Annotated in this window: 13 protein-coding genes and 1 other annotated feature (1 of these 14 running past the window's edge); of the genes, 5 read left to right on the forward strand and 8 right to left on the reverse strand. The window is 54.1% G+C overall.

The annotated features are described in order from the left end of the window. Positions 1 to 104 (reverse strand) — a sequence feature (Thr leader region); it reaches 23 nt to the left of the window's first position. Beyond that, positions 37 to 111 (reverse strand): thr operon leader peptide, encoded by a 75-nt coding sequence (gene thrL / locus N5923_RS24805; protein ID WP_071590520.1) that lies wholly within the window; start codon positions 109 to 111, stop codon positions 37 to 39. Its footprint overlaps the feature before it by 68 nt. Positions 112 to 305: 194 nt before the next feature. Then, entirely contained in the window at positions 306 to 1,004 is a 699-nt protein-coding gene (locus N5923_RS12505; protein ID WP_267140575.1) for a tRNA/rRNA methyltransferase, read from the reverse strand. A gap of 624 nt (positions 1,005 to 1,628) precedes the next feature. On the opposite strand from N5923_RS12505, the gene arcA reads away from it, so the two are divergent. Further along, positions 1,629 to 2,345 carry a two-component system response regulator ArcA gene (arcA, locus tag N5923_RS12510; RefSeq protein WP_267140576.1) on the forward strand — a complete coding sequence of 239 codons (717 nt, stop codon included), beginning with the start codon at positions 1,629 to 1,631 and terminating at the stop codon, positions 2,343 to 2,345. Between the two features lie 132 nt (positions 2,346 to 2,477). Here arcA and creA read toward each other — a convergent pair whose 3' ends face one another. Continuing rightward, positions 2,478 to 2,951 carry a protein CreA gene (creA, locus tag N5923_RS12515; RefSeq protein WP_267141315.1) on the reverse strand — a complete coding sequence of 158 codons (474 nt, stop codon included), beginning with the start codon at positions 2,949 to 2,951 and terminating at the stop codon, positions 2,478 to 2,480. A 211-nt stretch (positions 2,952 to 3,162) separates the two neighbouring features. On the opposite strand from creA, the gene robA reads away from it, so the two are divergent. Continuing rightward, entirely contained in the window at positions 3,163 to 4,038 is an 876-nt protein-coding gene (robA, locus tag N5923_RS12520; protein ID WP_267141316.1) for an MDR efflux pump AcrAB transcriptional activator RobA, read from the forward strand. Positions 4,039 to 4,110: 72 nt separating this feature from the next. Here the strand turns inward: robA and gpmB are convergent, their stop codons facing one another. Continuing rightward, complete coding sequence (gene gpmB / locus N5923_RS12525; protein ID WP_267141317.1) at positions 4,111 to 4,758, reverse strand: 2,3-diphosphoglycerate-dependent phosphoglycerate mutase GpmB; 648 nt, start codon at positions 4,756 to 4,758, stop codon at positions 4,111 to 4,113. Positions 4,759 to 4,809: 51 nt separating this feature from the next. On the opposite strand from gpmB, the gene yjjX reads away from it, so the two are divergent. Continuing rightward, complete coding sequence (yjjX, locus tag N5923_RS12530; protein WP_267141318.1) at positions 4,810 to 5,352, forward strand: inosine/xanthosine triphosphatase; 543 nt, start codon at positions 4,810 to 4,812, stop codon at positions 5,350 to 5,352. Here yjjX and trpR read toward each other — a convergent pair. From trpR to N5923_RS12550, 4 genes are all read right to left on the reverse strand, one after another. Continuing rightward, entirely contained in the window at positions 5,338 to 5,667 is a 330-nt protein-coding gene (gene trpR, locus N5923_RS12535) for a trp operon repressor (RefSeq protein ID WP_267141319.1), read from the reverse strand. The genes yjjX and trpR overlap by 15 nt on opposite strands. Before the next feature lie 44 nt (positions 5,668 to 5,711). Next, complete coding sequence (gene sltY / locus N5923_RS12540) at positions 5,712 to 7,634, reverse strand: murein transglycosylase (RefSeq protein ID WP_267141369.1); 1,923 nt, start codon at positions 7,632 to 7,634, stop codon at positions 5,712 to 5,714. A gap of 145 nt (positions 7,635 to 7,779) precedes the next feature. Continuing rightward, positions 7,780 to 8,286, reverse strand: coding sequence for a DUF943 family protein (locus tag N5923_RS12545; protein WP_267141320.1), 507 nt, complete (start codon positions 8,284 to 8,286; stop codon positions 7,780 to 7,782). Continuing rightward, on the reverse strand, positions 8,283 to 9,143 hold the full coding sequence (locus N5923_RS12550) for a DUF3289 family protein (RefSeq protein ID WP_267141321.1): 861 nt from the start codon (positions 9,141 to 9,143) through the stop codon (positions 8,283 to 8,285). The genes N5923_RS12545 and N5923_RS12550 overlap by 4 nt, the downstream gene beginning before the upstream one ends. Before the next feature lie 269 nt (positions 9,144 to 9,412). Between N5923_RS12550 and atzF the strand changes: the two genes are divergently transcribed. Together atzF and uca are read left to right on the forward strand one after the other, a co-directional pair. After that, the gene (atzF, locus tag N5923_RS12555; RefSeq protein WP_267141322.1) at positions 9,413 to 11,215 is read left to right on the forward strand and encodes an allophanate hydrolase; all 1,803 of its coding nucleotides are present in this window, start codon (positions 9,413 to 9,415) and stop codon (positions 11,213 to 11,215) included. Then, a complete protein-coding gene (gene uca, locus N5923_RS12560; protein ID WP_267141323.1) occupies positions 11,208 to 14,825 on the forward strand; it encodes an urea carboxylase in 3,618 nt (1,205 codons plus the stop codon). The genes atzF and uca overlap by 8 nt, the downstream gene beginning before the upstream one ends.

The following is a 14,825-nucleotide window of genomic DNA, read 5'->3' on the forward strand; positions in this document are numbered from 1 at the left end:
GGTGCGGGCTTCTTTTTTTGTTATTTCCTGTATGCGTCAGCCCGCACCGTTACCTGTTGTGGTAATGGTGGTGGTAATAATAATTGTGGTATTCAGGCTGATTTTGCGCATTTAGATTTTTCGTCTGTCTGTCTTTTAATGTCCGTCTGTCTTCCAGAAGTAAAGCAAAGTGATGGCTAAGTCAATTTTTTTATCGGCAGCGAATCACCCGCGCAACCGCGCGCTGCAACGACGAATGGCGACTGGCCTGCGCGGATATTTTAGCTGTGGCAATTTTGCTGGTGAGTCGCACTGTCAGACGCCGTTCATGCCGAGTTTTTATCTATAAGTTTTTTCTCTATATCATGCAGCAGGCGATGCAGCATCGCGCTGTCGCGTTGCTCCAGCAGGCCAATACGCTGCTGCAACCAGTCGGCCAGCTTATGATCATTATTGACATCCAGCGTGACCAACAGGTGGTCGATACGTTGACGCAGCGCGCCTAACTGCTGCTGATCGACCCGCGTCGGCGGCGCGACCGCCAGTTGGCGCAGCGCGGATAACTGATAGCAGTAAACCATTACCGCCTGACCGAGATTCAGCGAAGGATAGTCATTGGCCATCGGAATACCGGTCAGTAAATCCACCTGCGCCAGTTCGTCGTTAGTCAGGCCGCTATCTTCGCGGCCAAATACCAGCGCCATACTTTTTACCCACTGCGACTTCTCGTGCAAGATGGTTTCAACCTGCTGCGGCGTAGCGTAGTAACGAAATTTGGCGCGACTGCGCGCGGTGGTGGCCACCGAGAAATCAATATCCGCCAGCGCCGCGGCCAGCGAGTCAAAATGTGTCGCATTATCAAGGATTTCACCGGCGCCATGCGCTACCCAGCGCGCAGCGGGTTCGCAATGCGCCTGACTTTGCACAATACGCAGTTCGGTAAAACCCATCGTTTTCATCGCACGTGCAGCGGCGCCGACGTTTTCAGCACGGGCAGGAGCGACCAGAATCAGTGGAAACAGCATGACAGCCTTAAATGTAACATTAGCAGAAGTGGTTACTCTGACATGACAGCATGTTAAATAACAGACAGCTGTATTTAACAATTAAACAACAAGGTTAATTTACCTTGTTAAATTACCTCAGATTTAGCTTAGACCGCCCGACAACCGTTAATCGGCAATTAATCCAGATCATTAACAAATATGTAATATTTATCAGTGAATTAAAATCATCAGTGAAACAAAATTGGTCTGTCAGCGCATTTGTGGCTGAATCGTGGCTATTTCAGGGAGTTTTGTGAGCTAAGCTGGCATTCTGCGAAGAGTTTTTCACAAAAGTGTTAACGTGCTACAATTGATTTTGATATAAGTCAACGAAGCGTTGTTTTAATGCGTATCGCTTGTAGTCAGCACTGTTATGTTGCTGTTAATGCAGTTAGGATAGTCGGTGTTAGGACACTGCCGGGGCATGCAGGATTCATCCTTATGGCTGAGCTGACAATGTTGTTGACGTTGATGGATAGTGCATCAAGAACATAATTCTGTACTTCGGTTAAATCGCTTATTGAACAGCCTGATTCAGGCAGTAGTGATTAACGGTGGTACGTCCTGTTTTCAATTTTGTTGGCAATTTTAGGTAGCGAACACATGCAGACCCCGCACATACTTATCGTTGAAGACGAATTAGTAACCCGTAATACCCTCAAAAGTATTTTTGAGGCCGAAGGTTATATGGTCTACGAAGCTACAGATGGCGCTGAAATGCACCAGATCCTGACCGATAACGACGTTAATCTGGTCATTATGGATATTAATCTGCCGGGCAAAAACGGCTTATTACTGGCGCGTGAACTGCGTGAGCAGGCGAATGTGGCGTTGATGTTCCTGACAGGCCGCGATAACGAAGTCGATAAGATCCTGGGATTAGAAATCGGTGCTGATGACTACATCACCAAACCGTTTAACCCACGTGAACTGACGATTCGTGCGCGTAACCTGCTGTCACGCACCATGAACCTCGCCATCAGCAGCGACGAGCGCAAGCTGGTTGAAAGCTATAAGTTCAACGGCTGGGAGCTGGATATCAACAGTCGTTCACTGGTCAGCCCGCAGGGTGAGCAGTATAAGCTGCCGCGCAGTGAGTTCCGCGCGATGCTGCACTTCTGCGAAAACCCGGGTAAGATTCAGACCCGTGGCGATCTGCTGAAAAAGATGACCGGCCGCGAACTGAAGCCGCATGACCGCACGGTTGACGTCACCATACGTCGCATCCGTAAGCACTTCGAGTCCACCCCGGATACGCCGGAAATCATCGCCACCATTCATGGCGAAGGTTACCGTTTTTGTGGCGATCTGCAGGACTGAGTCAGCGGGCGGCGAGAACGCCGCCCCTACAAAAGACCACTTTTTCCAGTAGGGGCGGCGTTCTCGCCGCCCGTGTTGATGATTTGCACCAGTCGTAATGACGGCGTTCTCGCCGCCCATATTAATTCTGCTTTATCCCTTCCACGGCATAATCGGCACCGCACTCAACGCATTCTTTGGTGAACCCTCGACCACTTTGTCGGAATAGGCGAGGTAAATCAGCGCATGACGTTTCTGATCGAAAAAGCGCACCACCTGCAGTTTCTTAAAGATCAGTGACGTCCGCTGGCGGAACACCACGTCGCCTTCGGCTTTACCCTGAGCAATTTTATCACTCAACGTAACCGGTCCTACCTGCTGGCAGGAAATAGCAGCGTCCGAAGTATCTTCCGCTAAACCCAGTCCCCCCTTGATACCACCGGTTTTTGCCCGGCTGATATAACAAGTTACATTTTTTACCTCGGGGTCATCGAAGGCTTCGACGAGGATTTTATGGTCCGGCCCAAACACCTTAAACACCGTATCTACTGAGCCGACGACCTCTGCCTGGGCAGTGAAGGCGGAAAAAATAACTGCCGTTACTAATAACCGAGCTTTTATTATCATTACGTTACCATTGCATAGGAAATAGATGAAACTGTAAGGTAAACGCAGAAACGGGTTTCACACCTGTCTGCATTTACTATCTGACGCCAATTTGCATTGATATAGCACATTCGGACTAATAAAACCGCCGCGGCTTTATGGGCATTTAGTGCTATTATTCGTCGACTTTGCTTTTCCCTGCGCCAACACTGAGTACGAAAGAGGACGATTTATGGACCAAGCCGGTATCATTCGCGATTTGCTTGTCTGGCTGGAGAGCCATCTGGACCAACCATTGTCGCTCGACAATGTGGCAGCAAAAGCAGGGTATTCCAAATGGCACCTGCAACGAATGTTCAAGGAAGTCACCAGCCATGCGATTGGTGCCTATATCCGTGCACGTCGTCTGTCGAAGGCTGCGGTTGCACTGCGACTGACCAGCCGTCCGATTCTGGATATTGCGCTGCAGTACCGGTTTGATTCACAGCAGACCTTTACTCGTGCCTTTAAAAAACAGTTTGCGCAGACACCAGCATACTATCGCCGTGCCTCCGACTGGAACTCCTTTGGCATCCGCCCACCGATTCGCCTCGGTGAATTCCAGCTGCCGGCGCCGACATACGTCACGCTGCCGGAAACCGTGCTGGTCGGTCAGACCCAGAGTTATACCTGTACGCTGGAGCAGATTTCCCGCTACCGCGATGAGATGCGTATTCACTTCTGGCGTCAGTTCCTGACAGAAACCGACACCGTGCCGCCGATGCTGTATGGTCTGCACCAGTCGCGTCCAAGCCATGAGAAAGACGATGAGCAGGAGATTCTGTATACCACTGCCGTTTCGTCCGATCAGCTGACGCAGGCGATGCAATCAGCGCAGACGGTATTGCTGGAAGCCGGGGATTATGTGCAGTTTAGCTATCACGGACCGACGGGCGATCTGCAGGAGTTTATTCTGCTGATTTATGGCACCTGTATGCCGACGCTGGGACTGACGCGCCGCCAGGGCCAGGATATTGAACGTTTCCATACCCATGGTGGTAAGAAGCGCCAGGATCCGCCGAGCGAGATTCGCTGTGACTATCTGATCCCGATTCGCCGTCAGGCGTAACTGACGGGCGGCGAAAACGCCGCCCCTGCATCAGATTTGCGTAGGGGCGGGGTTCTCGCCCCCACGCAAAATCTAGCGCTGTAACTCATCCAGCGCTGGCGCATCCAGATGCGAGATATCCCCCGCCGTCTCGACAATCCAGCCCGATGCCAGCCAGGAACTCTGCTGATGATCCACGCGCGAGATAGAACAGTTACGCAAACGCAAACGACGCTCAGCGCTCGGTGACAGGCCAAGGATAGTGCTGACCAGCACCCCTAACGCCATGCCGTGGCTCACCAGCAGCGGGCGACTGCCTGCCGGCAGATCGAGACAGGCATTTAGCGCGGCATGCATACGCGCAGCCATTTCCGCCATCGACTCACCCTGCGGAATACGACCACCTTCGGTGCCGTCAACCAGCGTTTTACGCCAGCTCTCTTCTTCTGCGCTCAGCTCATCAATTGGACGCTGTTCCAGTACGCCCATATTCAGCTCACGCAGGCGCGCATCCAGCGTCACACTGCAACCACAAGCATCAGCAATAATTTCGGCGGTACGGCGCGTGCGGCCCAAATCACTGGCAATAACATGGGTAATACCTAACGATTTGACGCGCTCAGCCACCTGAGACGCCTGCTGCTCACCTTTTGCGGTCAGCGCGCTATCTGATTGTCCCTGAATACGTCGGGCGGCATTCCACAGCGTTTCTCCGTGGCGAACAAGATAGACCTGTAACATGTAGTTTTTCCGTTATACTGCGACAAATTTGCCTAAAGGGTTCAAACAATTATGTACCATGTTGTCGCTGCTACCATCAATCCGGCAAAAATAAGCGCGATTTCTCAGGCCTTCAGCGATGTTTTCGGGGTGGGATCCTGCCATATCGAAGGTGTCGAGGTCGACAGTGGCGTGGCTGCACAGCCGGTAACAAATACAGAAACGAGAACTGGCGCACGTCAGCGTGTGATGAACGCGCGGCAAGTCCGACCCGAAGCGCACTTCTGGGTGGCTATCGAAGCGGGTATCGAAGAGACCAGCGCCTTTGCGTGGATGGTGATTGAAGATCATAAACAGCGCGGCGAATCGCGTTCCGCGAGCTTTACTCTGCCGCCGATTGTGATGAAAGGAATTTATCAGGGCCGTGAACTGGGTGATGAGATGGCGCGCCTGACCGGCATTGAAAACATTAAGCACCAGGGCGGAGCGATTGGCGCTTTTACCCATGGTTTACTGACGCGTACCAGCGTCTATCATCAGGCACTGATTCTGGCGCTCTGTCCGTTTCATAACGACATTTACCAGATGAAAGCAGAAGAATCAGACCTTATCTGAGCCATGCAGCAACTGCGTCTCCAGCCAGTTTTTCAGCGCTGGCGGCGCGGCTTTCAGACTGTTGGAGCCGCGGGTAATGGTGGCAATCCCGGCTCCCAGCTCCGATTTCAGCTCGCGCTGACTCATCTCTCCGCGCATTAACTCTTCAATGATCCGCAAGCGGGTACCGTAGGACTCACGCTCATCAGGCGTCATCATCAGCTGCAACAAGGGCAGATGCAGATTATCGGCAAATGCACGCTGCATCAGCGCAACGAAGCGTTGCCACTCAGCATTATGCGGCTCTTCAGTGACGGGAATTAAAGGTTGAGTCATAACGATCTTCCGTACTCATTAACGAGTACGGAAGAATAGCACAATCAATAACGCCGCTGCCACTCGCCGTCAGCAATGATCTTGTCCGGCTTGCCCATCAGATGACGATAATAGGCATCATAAGCCAGCACGTTTTTCACATAGCCGCGCGTTTCCGAGAAGGGAATGGTTTCAATAAACGCCACGGCATCGAGGCGTCCGGCGCTGTTGCCCAGCCAGGTTTTCACCCTTGACGGCCCGGCGTTATAAGCCGCCGAAGAGAAGATGCGGTTCTGCCCAAACTGCTGATACACCGATTCAAGATACTGGGTGCCGATCTGAATATTGGTTTGCGGATCAAGCAGCTGGCTGCTGTTAACGTAGCCAGGGATACTGAATTTGGTCACCGTGTGCTGGGCGGTGGCGGGCATTACCTGCATCAGGCCGGAAGCGCCGACCGGTGAACGCGCCTTCGGGTTCCAGGCACTCTCCTGACGGGCAATCGCCATCGCGTAGCTCTGCGGAATGCTCTTATCACGGGTAAAGCGCTTAAACTGATCGTCCCACGCCAGCGGGAAACGCTCTTCCAGATGATTCCATAATTTTCCGCTAATCGTCGCCTGCACGCTCAGATCCCACCAGTCCTGCTCAAAAGCATAACGCGCCAGCATCTGCTGTTCGGTCGGATTTTTACTGCTCACCAGATAAGCCCACTCGGTGCGCGCCAGGTTATCCATATTCCAGTACATCAGCTCGCGCACCCGGTTAATCGCCGCGCCCTGCACCAGCCCCCCTTCGGCGCGCGGCGCTTTATCGACGCGTAACGGATAGTCGACGCCCAGCCGCTGCGCTGCCACCATCGGGTAGAAGCCGCGCTCCTGTATCAGTTTTTGCAGAATGCCGTCCGCTTCCTCTTTACGGCCCTGTTCCAGCAACAGATCTGCCTGCCAGTACTGCCACTCATCTTTCTGCTTATCTTCCAGCGGCAGACGTGCCAGCCAGGTATTAAAGCCACGACGATCGTTATTGCCTAACGACATGCGGATACGACGCTCAATCAGGGTGGTGGATTCACTGCGCATCACCACGTTATCGCGCCAGCGGGCCTGCTCTGAGGTGATATCGTTGCCCATCAGGCGCCATGCCACCGCTTCATCCAGCTCCTGCTTCTCCTGCTCGCTCATTTTCTGTAAGCGCACCAGTGACGGGATCATCGCCCGCGCGTTCTCCGCGTCCTGACGTGCTACGCTGGCAAAAGCAATGCTGGTCGCCTGACGGGTAAAATCAGTCGGCCCGACAGCACGGGCAAAGGCTTCGACGTTTTTCGCCTCTTTTTGCAGATCCATCAGCGCATTGGCCATGGTCTGATACTCCGACGGCAGCTGTTTAGCGAGGAAATTCACCAGGCTGCTGTTACCCGCTTTCATCGCCAGGCGGATACGTTCAAGGGTGGTAATCGGCGTGCGTTCACCGGCATCCTGCCAGACGGTAAACAGCTTATCGCAGGTGGCAGGCAGCGAGGTGCCGGTCAGCCAGATCGCTTTCGCGCCGGTATACGCCACCTGCTGCTGGCCGGTGGCCCATTTGGCGTAATACCAGTTACAGCGCGCCGCGACCGGTTTCGGTGCATCGGGGCTGAACACCAGCAGGCCACGCCAGTCCTGACGTCGTGCCAGTTCATTGACAAAGCGGGAAGAGAGCGAGCGCACCGGCGGCAGCGTCGGGTGCTGCTGAATAAAGTTATTTACCGCCAGGCTGGTTTCCTGATCGAGATTCTGTGCCAGCTGCCGATATTCGAGATAGGGATAGAGCGGGTAATCACGTAACGTGGGCATCAGCTGCGCCACGGTATCCATCTGCTTATTGTCCCAGGCCTGTTTAATCTGCTGATAACGTTCGCGTTGTGCATCCAGTGAATCGGCCTGCACACTACCCGCTATAACGGTTAAACAGGCTCCAACCATCCAGTACTGCCACTTGTCCGCCATGACCTTTCCCACGTTAGCGCCTCTCTTCATCCCAATATCGCAATAAAACATACCCAACAGCAGGGAATAACTACTCCATGCTAACCAGGCATAGCGCTACACGCCATCATAAGGACAAACTTTTACGAAAGCCGTGCAGGAAGGATCACTTAATGGTTGTGGTAAACCGCTCTCCTTTAATGATTTTTCCGTCAGGATGTTGGTAGAACGTTTCTCCATCAGCTGTGAATCTTATTAAGTTCTCACTGGTAAAGTTAATTTTCATTAGTCGCCCCTTCTTCCTTATACATCTGGCTTCAACTTTCATCTCTGTAAAACAATATAAATGGTCAGTACTCTTATCAGGAAACCACGAGTTCTCATCAGGTTTTTCTACCTCATATCCTTCGCCGAAATCCCAAAAGGTCACGGAAAACCAGCCATCATTAGTGGGCACAGGGATGCCATATTTCTCTTTTAAAAGCATTCTATTAGCTTCCCACCATTTCACCTTACCTCTTGCAGTAAAGGGAAAGTTCTTTACCAACACATGACTCCAATGTTGCTGCTGGTGAACAGCGATAATTTCAACCGGCCGCGCAAGTTGTCTTGATGTATAAACGACACATATTGTGATAACCCCTACAATGAATGTTATAATGATTTTTTTCATTTTTGCGTTCTTTTTCCAATGATATCCACTACAGCTTCCATATTAGTCATAAAAGGTTTATAACCAAATTTTTCCCAGCGTTGCAGAATAAACCATATGCGGAATATAGGGATATGATGGAAGCGCAGTTTTAGAATATCTTGCGTGTCAAGCCCAAAATGATCCTGTGCTTTAAAGTGAATCGAAGCAGAATAGTTGTCAGCTGCTACGCGCAATGACTTTATGGAGATATGTGTTGCATATATATCATGCACAGACATTGAAAGACCATTAAAACGATCGTACCACCGATTAAATTTAGGCAGGATGCTTTCTGCTAATTCAGCATTAAACTCATCTTGCCTGCTTGCGGGATAACAACGGTTTGACCAATCAATGTACTCGTCCAGGGTGTTTTTTATTATCAAAAGTGAACTCTCTTCTGATTTATCACCCACTATCTGCTGATAATACGCCTCATTTAACTGCTTATGACTAAAGGGTAAACCAGAGTTTCCTTTCATATGATTGATCAGCGCAATAAACAGCGCCCGATTTCCCATAAACGAAACCGGTAATGAGTAGCGTCTGAATTGTTCAAACAACAGATCGGCAATCTGCTTAAGGCTTCTTTTTTCGCTAGTGACTAAAGGTTTTAGAAATGAATGATATTCTCCTGGATAATGAAACACTTCGCCACTATAAGGATCTATTCCTGGGGTAATAGTGTCTAATCCAAAAAATCCCTTTAGCGTAGTTTCACTGAAATCAGCATACCTCATATCATCAGCTTCATAATCATTCATTTTATTTTCAGTTTGATACGCCATAAACGGAAATTGTAGCGGCGTGGGCTGGATTCCGGATGCAGATAACATAATAAAGTTCCTTCTTTGTACGCCCGGGCCTCCTGCCCGGCTTAATACTTAAAGCTTAATACGTCTTAACGATTTTTATCTGGCATAAGATCACACTTCAAAATGAGGCCATAATGAAATTCCCGCCCCATTTTTGTTCAACCGATGCTCAATGACTGTGCACTCGATCCTTACAACCAGATTAAAAACCTTAAAAATCAATTAAATAAAATCTGGCACGTCCTTTGCTGTAGTGAATCCAATCTTGTATACCAGATGGAATTCAAATTATGGCGCTAACCACCGGCTTTACGCTGCAGGAGTGGCAACAGCTTTATCAACAGGATGCAGAGGCGATCACCGCCACGCTGGAAAATTTACTGGCAACGCTCTCCACCGACGATAACGCCTGGCTGTATCTGGCAACGCCCGCCCAGTTGCACGCGCAAATCGAGCCTCTGCTGGCGGCTTATCGCAGCAATCCGGCCGCCCTGCCGCTGTTTGGTGTGCCATTTGCGGTAAAAGATAATATCGATGTCGCGGGCTGGCCAACCTCCGCCGCCTGCCCGGCATTCACTTATCAGGCTGAAAACGACGCCACCGCCGTCGCCCGGCTGAAAGCCGCAGGCGCAGTGGTGATGGGCAAAACCAACCTCGACCAGTACGCCACCGGCCTGGTCGGCACCCGTTCGCCGTTTGGCGCGGTAGGCAACACCTTTAATCCTGAGTATGTCAGCGGCGGTTCCAGCTCCGGTTCTGCTTCCGTGCTGGCGCGTGGACTGGTGGGTTTTTCGCTCGGCACCGATACGGCCGGTTCCGGCCGCGTACCCGCGGGCTTTAACAATATTGTCGGCCTGAAGCCAACCAAAGGCTGGCTCTCCGCCAGCGGCGTGGTGCCCGCCTGCCGACTGAATGACACCCTCTCGATTTTTGCCCTGACGGTAGCAGACGCCTTTAACGTGGCGGAGATTGCCGGCGGTTATGATGCCAGCGACGCCTATTCACGCAGCAACCCGGCGCTGGCTCCGGCCGCGCTGCCTGCCGCACCGCGCCTGGCTATCCCGGCCACGCCAATCTTCTTTGACGATACGCAGGCCGAAGCCGCATGGCAGCAGGCATTAAGCGCGCTGAGCGCCACCGGTGCCACGCTGCATCCCATCGACTTCAGCATTTTCCATCAGCTGGCCGAGCAGCTCTACTCTGGTCCGTGGGTCGCGGAGCGCACCGTAGCGGTGGGCGATATGTTGCGGCATCCGCAAAATATGGATCCGGTGGTGTATGGCATTGTTTCCAGCGGCGAGAAATACAGTGCGGTGGAAGCCTTTCAGGCCGAATACCTGCGTGCCGAACTGACGCGCCAGATCCAGCAGATCCTCAGCCAGTTCGATGCCTTAGTGGTGCCGACCTCGCCGACGATTCATACCCTCGAAGAGATGAAGCAGGAGCCGGTGCGTTTTAACTCGCAGTTTGGCACCTACACCAACTTCACCAATCTGGCCGACCTCTCGGCGCTGGCGTTACCGGCCCCATTCCGGCAGGACGGTTTACCGGCCGGTATTACGCTGATTGCCCCGGCCTGGCACGACCGCGCGCTGGCTACCTTTGGTCAGCAGTGGCAGACGCAACAGGCACTGACGCTCGGCGCCACCGGCAAAACGCTGCCAGCCAGCCACTTACCGCTTCCGCTATCTCCTTTACATGTACGTGTCGCGGTAGTCGGCGCTCATCTGACCGGCATGCCGCTTAATCATCAGCTGACCAGCCGCGATGCGGTGCTGGTGCAGGAGACGCAAACCGCCGCCAGCTATCGCCTGTATGCGCTGGCTAATACCCATCCGCCGAAGCCAGGTCTGGCGAAAGCCGACGGCGGCAAAGCAATTACCGTTGAGCTATGGGATATCCCGCTGGCGCGCTTCGGTGAGTTTGTCGCCGAGATCCCGGCGCCACTTGGCATCGGCACCCTGACGCTGATTGATGGTCGCCAGGTAAAAGGCTTTATTTGTGAACCCGCAGCGCTCAGTGATGCGCGCGACATTACTGAATTCGGTGGCTGGCGCAACTGGCTGAACCGCAAGGAGACATCCAATGTTTAACACCGTGCTGGTTGCTAACCGCGGCGAGATTGCCTGTCGTGCCATTCGTACCTTAAAACGCCTTGGCATCACCAGTGTCGCGGTCTATTCCGATGCCGATAAAAATGCCCAACATGTCAAAGATGCCGATATTGCGATTGCGCTCGGTGGCGAAAAAGCCACTGACAGCTATCTGCGTATCGACAAAATTCTTGCTGCCGCGCAGCAGACCGGCAGCGAAGCGATCTGGCCAGGTTATGGCTTTCTGTCAGAAAGCCTGCCGTTTGCCAACGCCTGTGAACAAGCGGGTATCGCTTTTGTTGGCCCGACCGCGCAGCAGATTGGCGAGTTTGGCCTGAAACACCGCGCGCGTGAACTGGCCGCCGCCGCAGGTGTACCGATGACACCGGGCACGCCGCTGCTCGATTCGCTGGATCAGGCGCTGCATGCCGCCCAACAGATCGGTTATCCGGTGATGCTGAAAAGCACCGCTGGCGGTGGCGGCATCGGCCTGACCCGTTGCGCTGACGCTGACGCCCTGAGCGCGGCGTGGGAAAGCGTACGTCGTCTCGGCGAACAGTTCTTCAGCGATGCCGGTGTGTTCCTTGAGCGCTGTATTGACCAGGCGCGCCATGTTGAAGTGCAGATTTTTGGCGATGGCGCAGGCCGGGTGATTGCTCTCGGCGAGCGCGACTGTTCGCTGCAACGTCGCAATCAGAAAGTAGTAGAGGAAACCCCGGCGCCAAATCTGCCGGCCGCCACCCGCGCGGCCCTGCTCGACTCGGCGGTTAAACTGGGGGAACTGGTCAGCTATCGCAGCGCCGGTACCGTCGAATATATCTACGACGCCGAACGCGATGAGTTTTTCTTCCTTGAAGTGAACACCCGCTTACAAGTTGAACATCCGGTAACCGAATGCGTCACCGGGCTGGATCTGGTGGAGTGCATGTTGCGCGTCGCTGCTGGCGATCCCCCCGACTGGTCAGCAATGACCGCCGAGCCTCAGGGCGCTTCAATAGAAGTCCGTATTTACGCCGAAGATCCGCTGAAAAACTTCCTGCCGAGTCCGGGTGTATTAACCGAAGTCTGCTTCCCGGACGATGTGCGCATCGACAGCTGGATCAGCACCGGCACCGAAGTCTCCGCCTTCTACGACCCGATGATCGCCAAACTGATCGTCCACGCCGATTCGCGTGCCGCCGCGCTGGCAAAAATGCAGCAGGCGCTGAATGAAACCCGCATTCACGGCATCGCTACCAATCTCGATTATCTGCGCCAGGTTGTCGCCACTGAGGCTTTACATAGCGGCAACGTGTGGACGCGGATGCTGGACAGCTTTACCCCCGTGGCGCAAGTGATTGAAGTGCTGCAACCGGGCACCTGGAGCAGCATTCAGGACTATCCGGGCCGTTCAGGCTACTGGGATATTGGTGTGCCACCATCCGGACCGATGGATGATTTTGCGTTCCGCCTCGCCAACCGCATCGTCGGCAATGCTGAAGAAGCGGCCGGTCTGGAATTTACCTTACAGGGGCCGACGCTGCGTTTTCACAGCGATACCACTATCGCCCTGACCGGTGCCGCCTGTCCGGCGGATCTCGACGGCGTGGCGGTTGACTACTGGCAGCCGCTGACGGTCAGCGCCGGGCAGACCCTGACGCTGGGCCGCGCACAGGCCGGTTGCCGTACCTATCTGGCAGTACGTAATGGTTTTGATGTGCCGGAATATCTCGGTAGCCGTTCAACCTTCGCGCTGGGGCAGTTTGGTGGTCATGCCGGACGCACGCTGCGCGTCGCCGATATGCTGGCGATCTCACAGCCGGAACTCGACGCCTGCACCACACCGGCGCCGGTTAGCGCGCCGCAAGCAATACACCCGACGCTGGTACCGGTTTATGGTGATGAGTGGCGTATTGGCGTGCTGTATGGCCCGCACGGCGCACCGGACTTCTTTACCCAGGCGTCGATTGACGAATTCTTTGCCAGCGAGTGGCAGGTGCACTACAACTCCAACCGCCTCGGTGTGCGGCTGGTCGGGCCGAAACCGGGCTGGGCGCGCGCCAACGGCGGCGAAGCGGGTCTGCATCCGTCGAACGTGCATGACTGCGAATACGCCATCGGCGCGGTGAACTTTACCGGTGACTTCCCGGTGATCCTTACCCGTGACGGACCGAGCCTCGGCGGCTTCGTCTGTCCGGTGACCATCGCCAAAGCGGAACTTTGGAAAGTGGGTCAGGTAAAACCGGGCGATCGCATTCGCTTCCACCCGATCAGTTTTGATGAAGCCCATGCGCTGGAAAAAGCGCAAAACCAGGCGGTGGCAAGCTTAACCAGCAGCCACGCTCCGACATTTGCTGTGCCGTCGCTGGCCACTACCGAACAGGGTTCCGCCACCATACTGGCGTCGATTGCCGCCACCAGCGCTACCCCAACCGCCATTTATCGTCAGGCCGGTGATAACTATGTACTGATTGAGTATGGCGATAACGTGCTGGATCTGGCGCTGCGTCTGCGCGTGCATCTGCTGATGGAAGCACTGAAAGCTACCGCTCAGCCAGGCATCGAAGAGCTGTCGCCGGGCGTGCGTTCGCTGCAAATCCGCTATGACAGCCGCATCCTCAGCCAGAAACAGCTGATTGCCCAGTTGCTGACGCTGGAGCAGCAGCTCGGCGATGTCACCGATATGAAAGTGCCGTCACGCATTGTCTGGCTGCCAATGGCCTTCGAAGACAGCGCCACTCTCGGTGCGGTCGAGCGTTACAAAGAGACGGTACGCGCCAGCGCACCCTGGCTGCCAAATAACGTTGATTTTATCCAGCGTATTAATGGTCTGCCGGATCGTGAAGCAGTCAGCAAAGTGATTTTCGATGCCAGCTATCTGATTCTCGGCCTGGGCGATGTCTATCTCGGCGCGCCTTGTGCGGTACCCGTCGATCCCCGTCATCGCCTGCTGAGTTCCAAATATAACCCGGCGCGCACCCATACTGCGGAAGGCACCGTCGGCATTGGCGGCATGTATATGTGCATCTACGGTATGGACTCTCCTGGCGGTTATCAGCTGGTGGGGCGCACGCTGCCGATCTGGAATAAATTCCTGAAAAACCCGCAGTTCGCCGCCAGCGAACCCTGGCTGCTGCGCTTCTTTGATCAGGTGCGTTTCTACCCGGTCAGCGAGGATGAGCTGGAACTGCTGCGCGAAGATTTCCGTGAGGGGCGTGGGAAGATCACCATTGAACAGTCGGTATTTGATTTCGCCGAACACCAGCAGTTCCTCGCCGACAATGCACAATCGATAGCCGAATTCCGCCAGCATCAGTCCACTGCATTTGAAGCAGAAGTCTCGCTGTGGCAGCAGGAAGAAGAAGGCGCGCCGCTGACCAGCGACGAGAATTTGCAGGCGCCGGCAGTCGATGACGATGCCTTCCAGGTCAGCGCCGATATGAACGGCAATATCTGGAAAGTGCTGGTGAAACCGGGTGATAACGTCACCGAAGGCCAACCGCTGATTGTCGTCGAGGCGATGAAAATGGAGCTGGCGATCAATGCCCCGCGCGCGGGCCGCGTAAAACGTATCGGCTGTCAGCCAGGACGTCCGGTTAGTCCGGGTGACGCCCTGCTGTGGCTGGAATAA

It is taken from the genome of Winslowiella arboricola (assembly GCF_025527015.1).
GTDB lineage: Bacteria > Pseudomonadota > Gammaproteobacteria > Enterobacterales > Enterobacteriaceae > Erwinia > Erwinia arboricola.

Bases quoted from the DNA above. Each gene is read 5' to 3' on its own strand.
- atzF (WP_267141322.1), top strand. From the start codon at position 9,413: ATGGCGCTAACCACCGGCTTTACGCTGCAGGAGTGGCAACAGCTTTAT.
- creA (WP_267141315.1), bottom strand. From the start codon at position 2,951: ATGATAATAAAAGCTCGGTTATTAGTAACGGCAGTTATTTTTTCCGCC.
- uca (WP_267141323.1), top strand. From the start codon at position 11,208: ATGTTTAACACCGTGCTGGTTGCTAACCGCGGCGAGATTGCCTGTCGT.
- N5923_RS12545 (WP_267141320.1), bottom strand. From the start codon at position 8,286: ATGAAAAAAATCATTATAACATTCATTGTAGGGGTTATCACAATATGT.
- trpR (WP_267141319.1), bottom strand. From the start codon at position 5,667: ATGACTCAACCTTTAATTCCCGTCACTGAAGAGCCGCATAATGCTGAG.
- arcA (WP_267140576.1), top strand. From the start codon at position 1,629: ATGCAGACCCCGCACATACTTATCGTTGAAGACGAATTAGTAACCCGT.
- N5923_RS12550 (WP_267141321.1), bottom strand. From the start codon at position 9,143: ATGTTATCTGCATCCGGAATCCAGCCCACGCCGCTACAATTTCCGTTT.
- N5923_RS12505 (WP_267140575.1), bottom strand. From the start codon at position 1,004: ATGCTGTTTCCACTGATTCTGGTCGCTCCTGCCCGTGCTGAAAACGTC.
- robA (WP_267141316.1), top strand. From the start codon at position 3,163: ATGGACCAAGCCGGTATCATTCGCGATTTGCTTGTCTGGCTGGAGAGC.
- sltY (WP_267141369.1), bottom strand. From the start codon at position 7,634: ATGGCGGACAAGTGGCAGTACTGGATGGTTGGAGCCTGTTTAACCGTT.
- yjjX (WP_267141318.1), top strand. From the start codon at position 4,810: ATGTACCATGTTGTCGCTGCTACCATCAATCCGGCAAAAATAAGCGCG.
- gpmB (WP_267141317.1), bottom strand. From the start codon at position 4,758: ATGTTACAGGTCTATCTTGTTCGCCACGGAGAAACGCTGTGGAATGCC.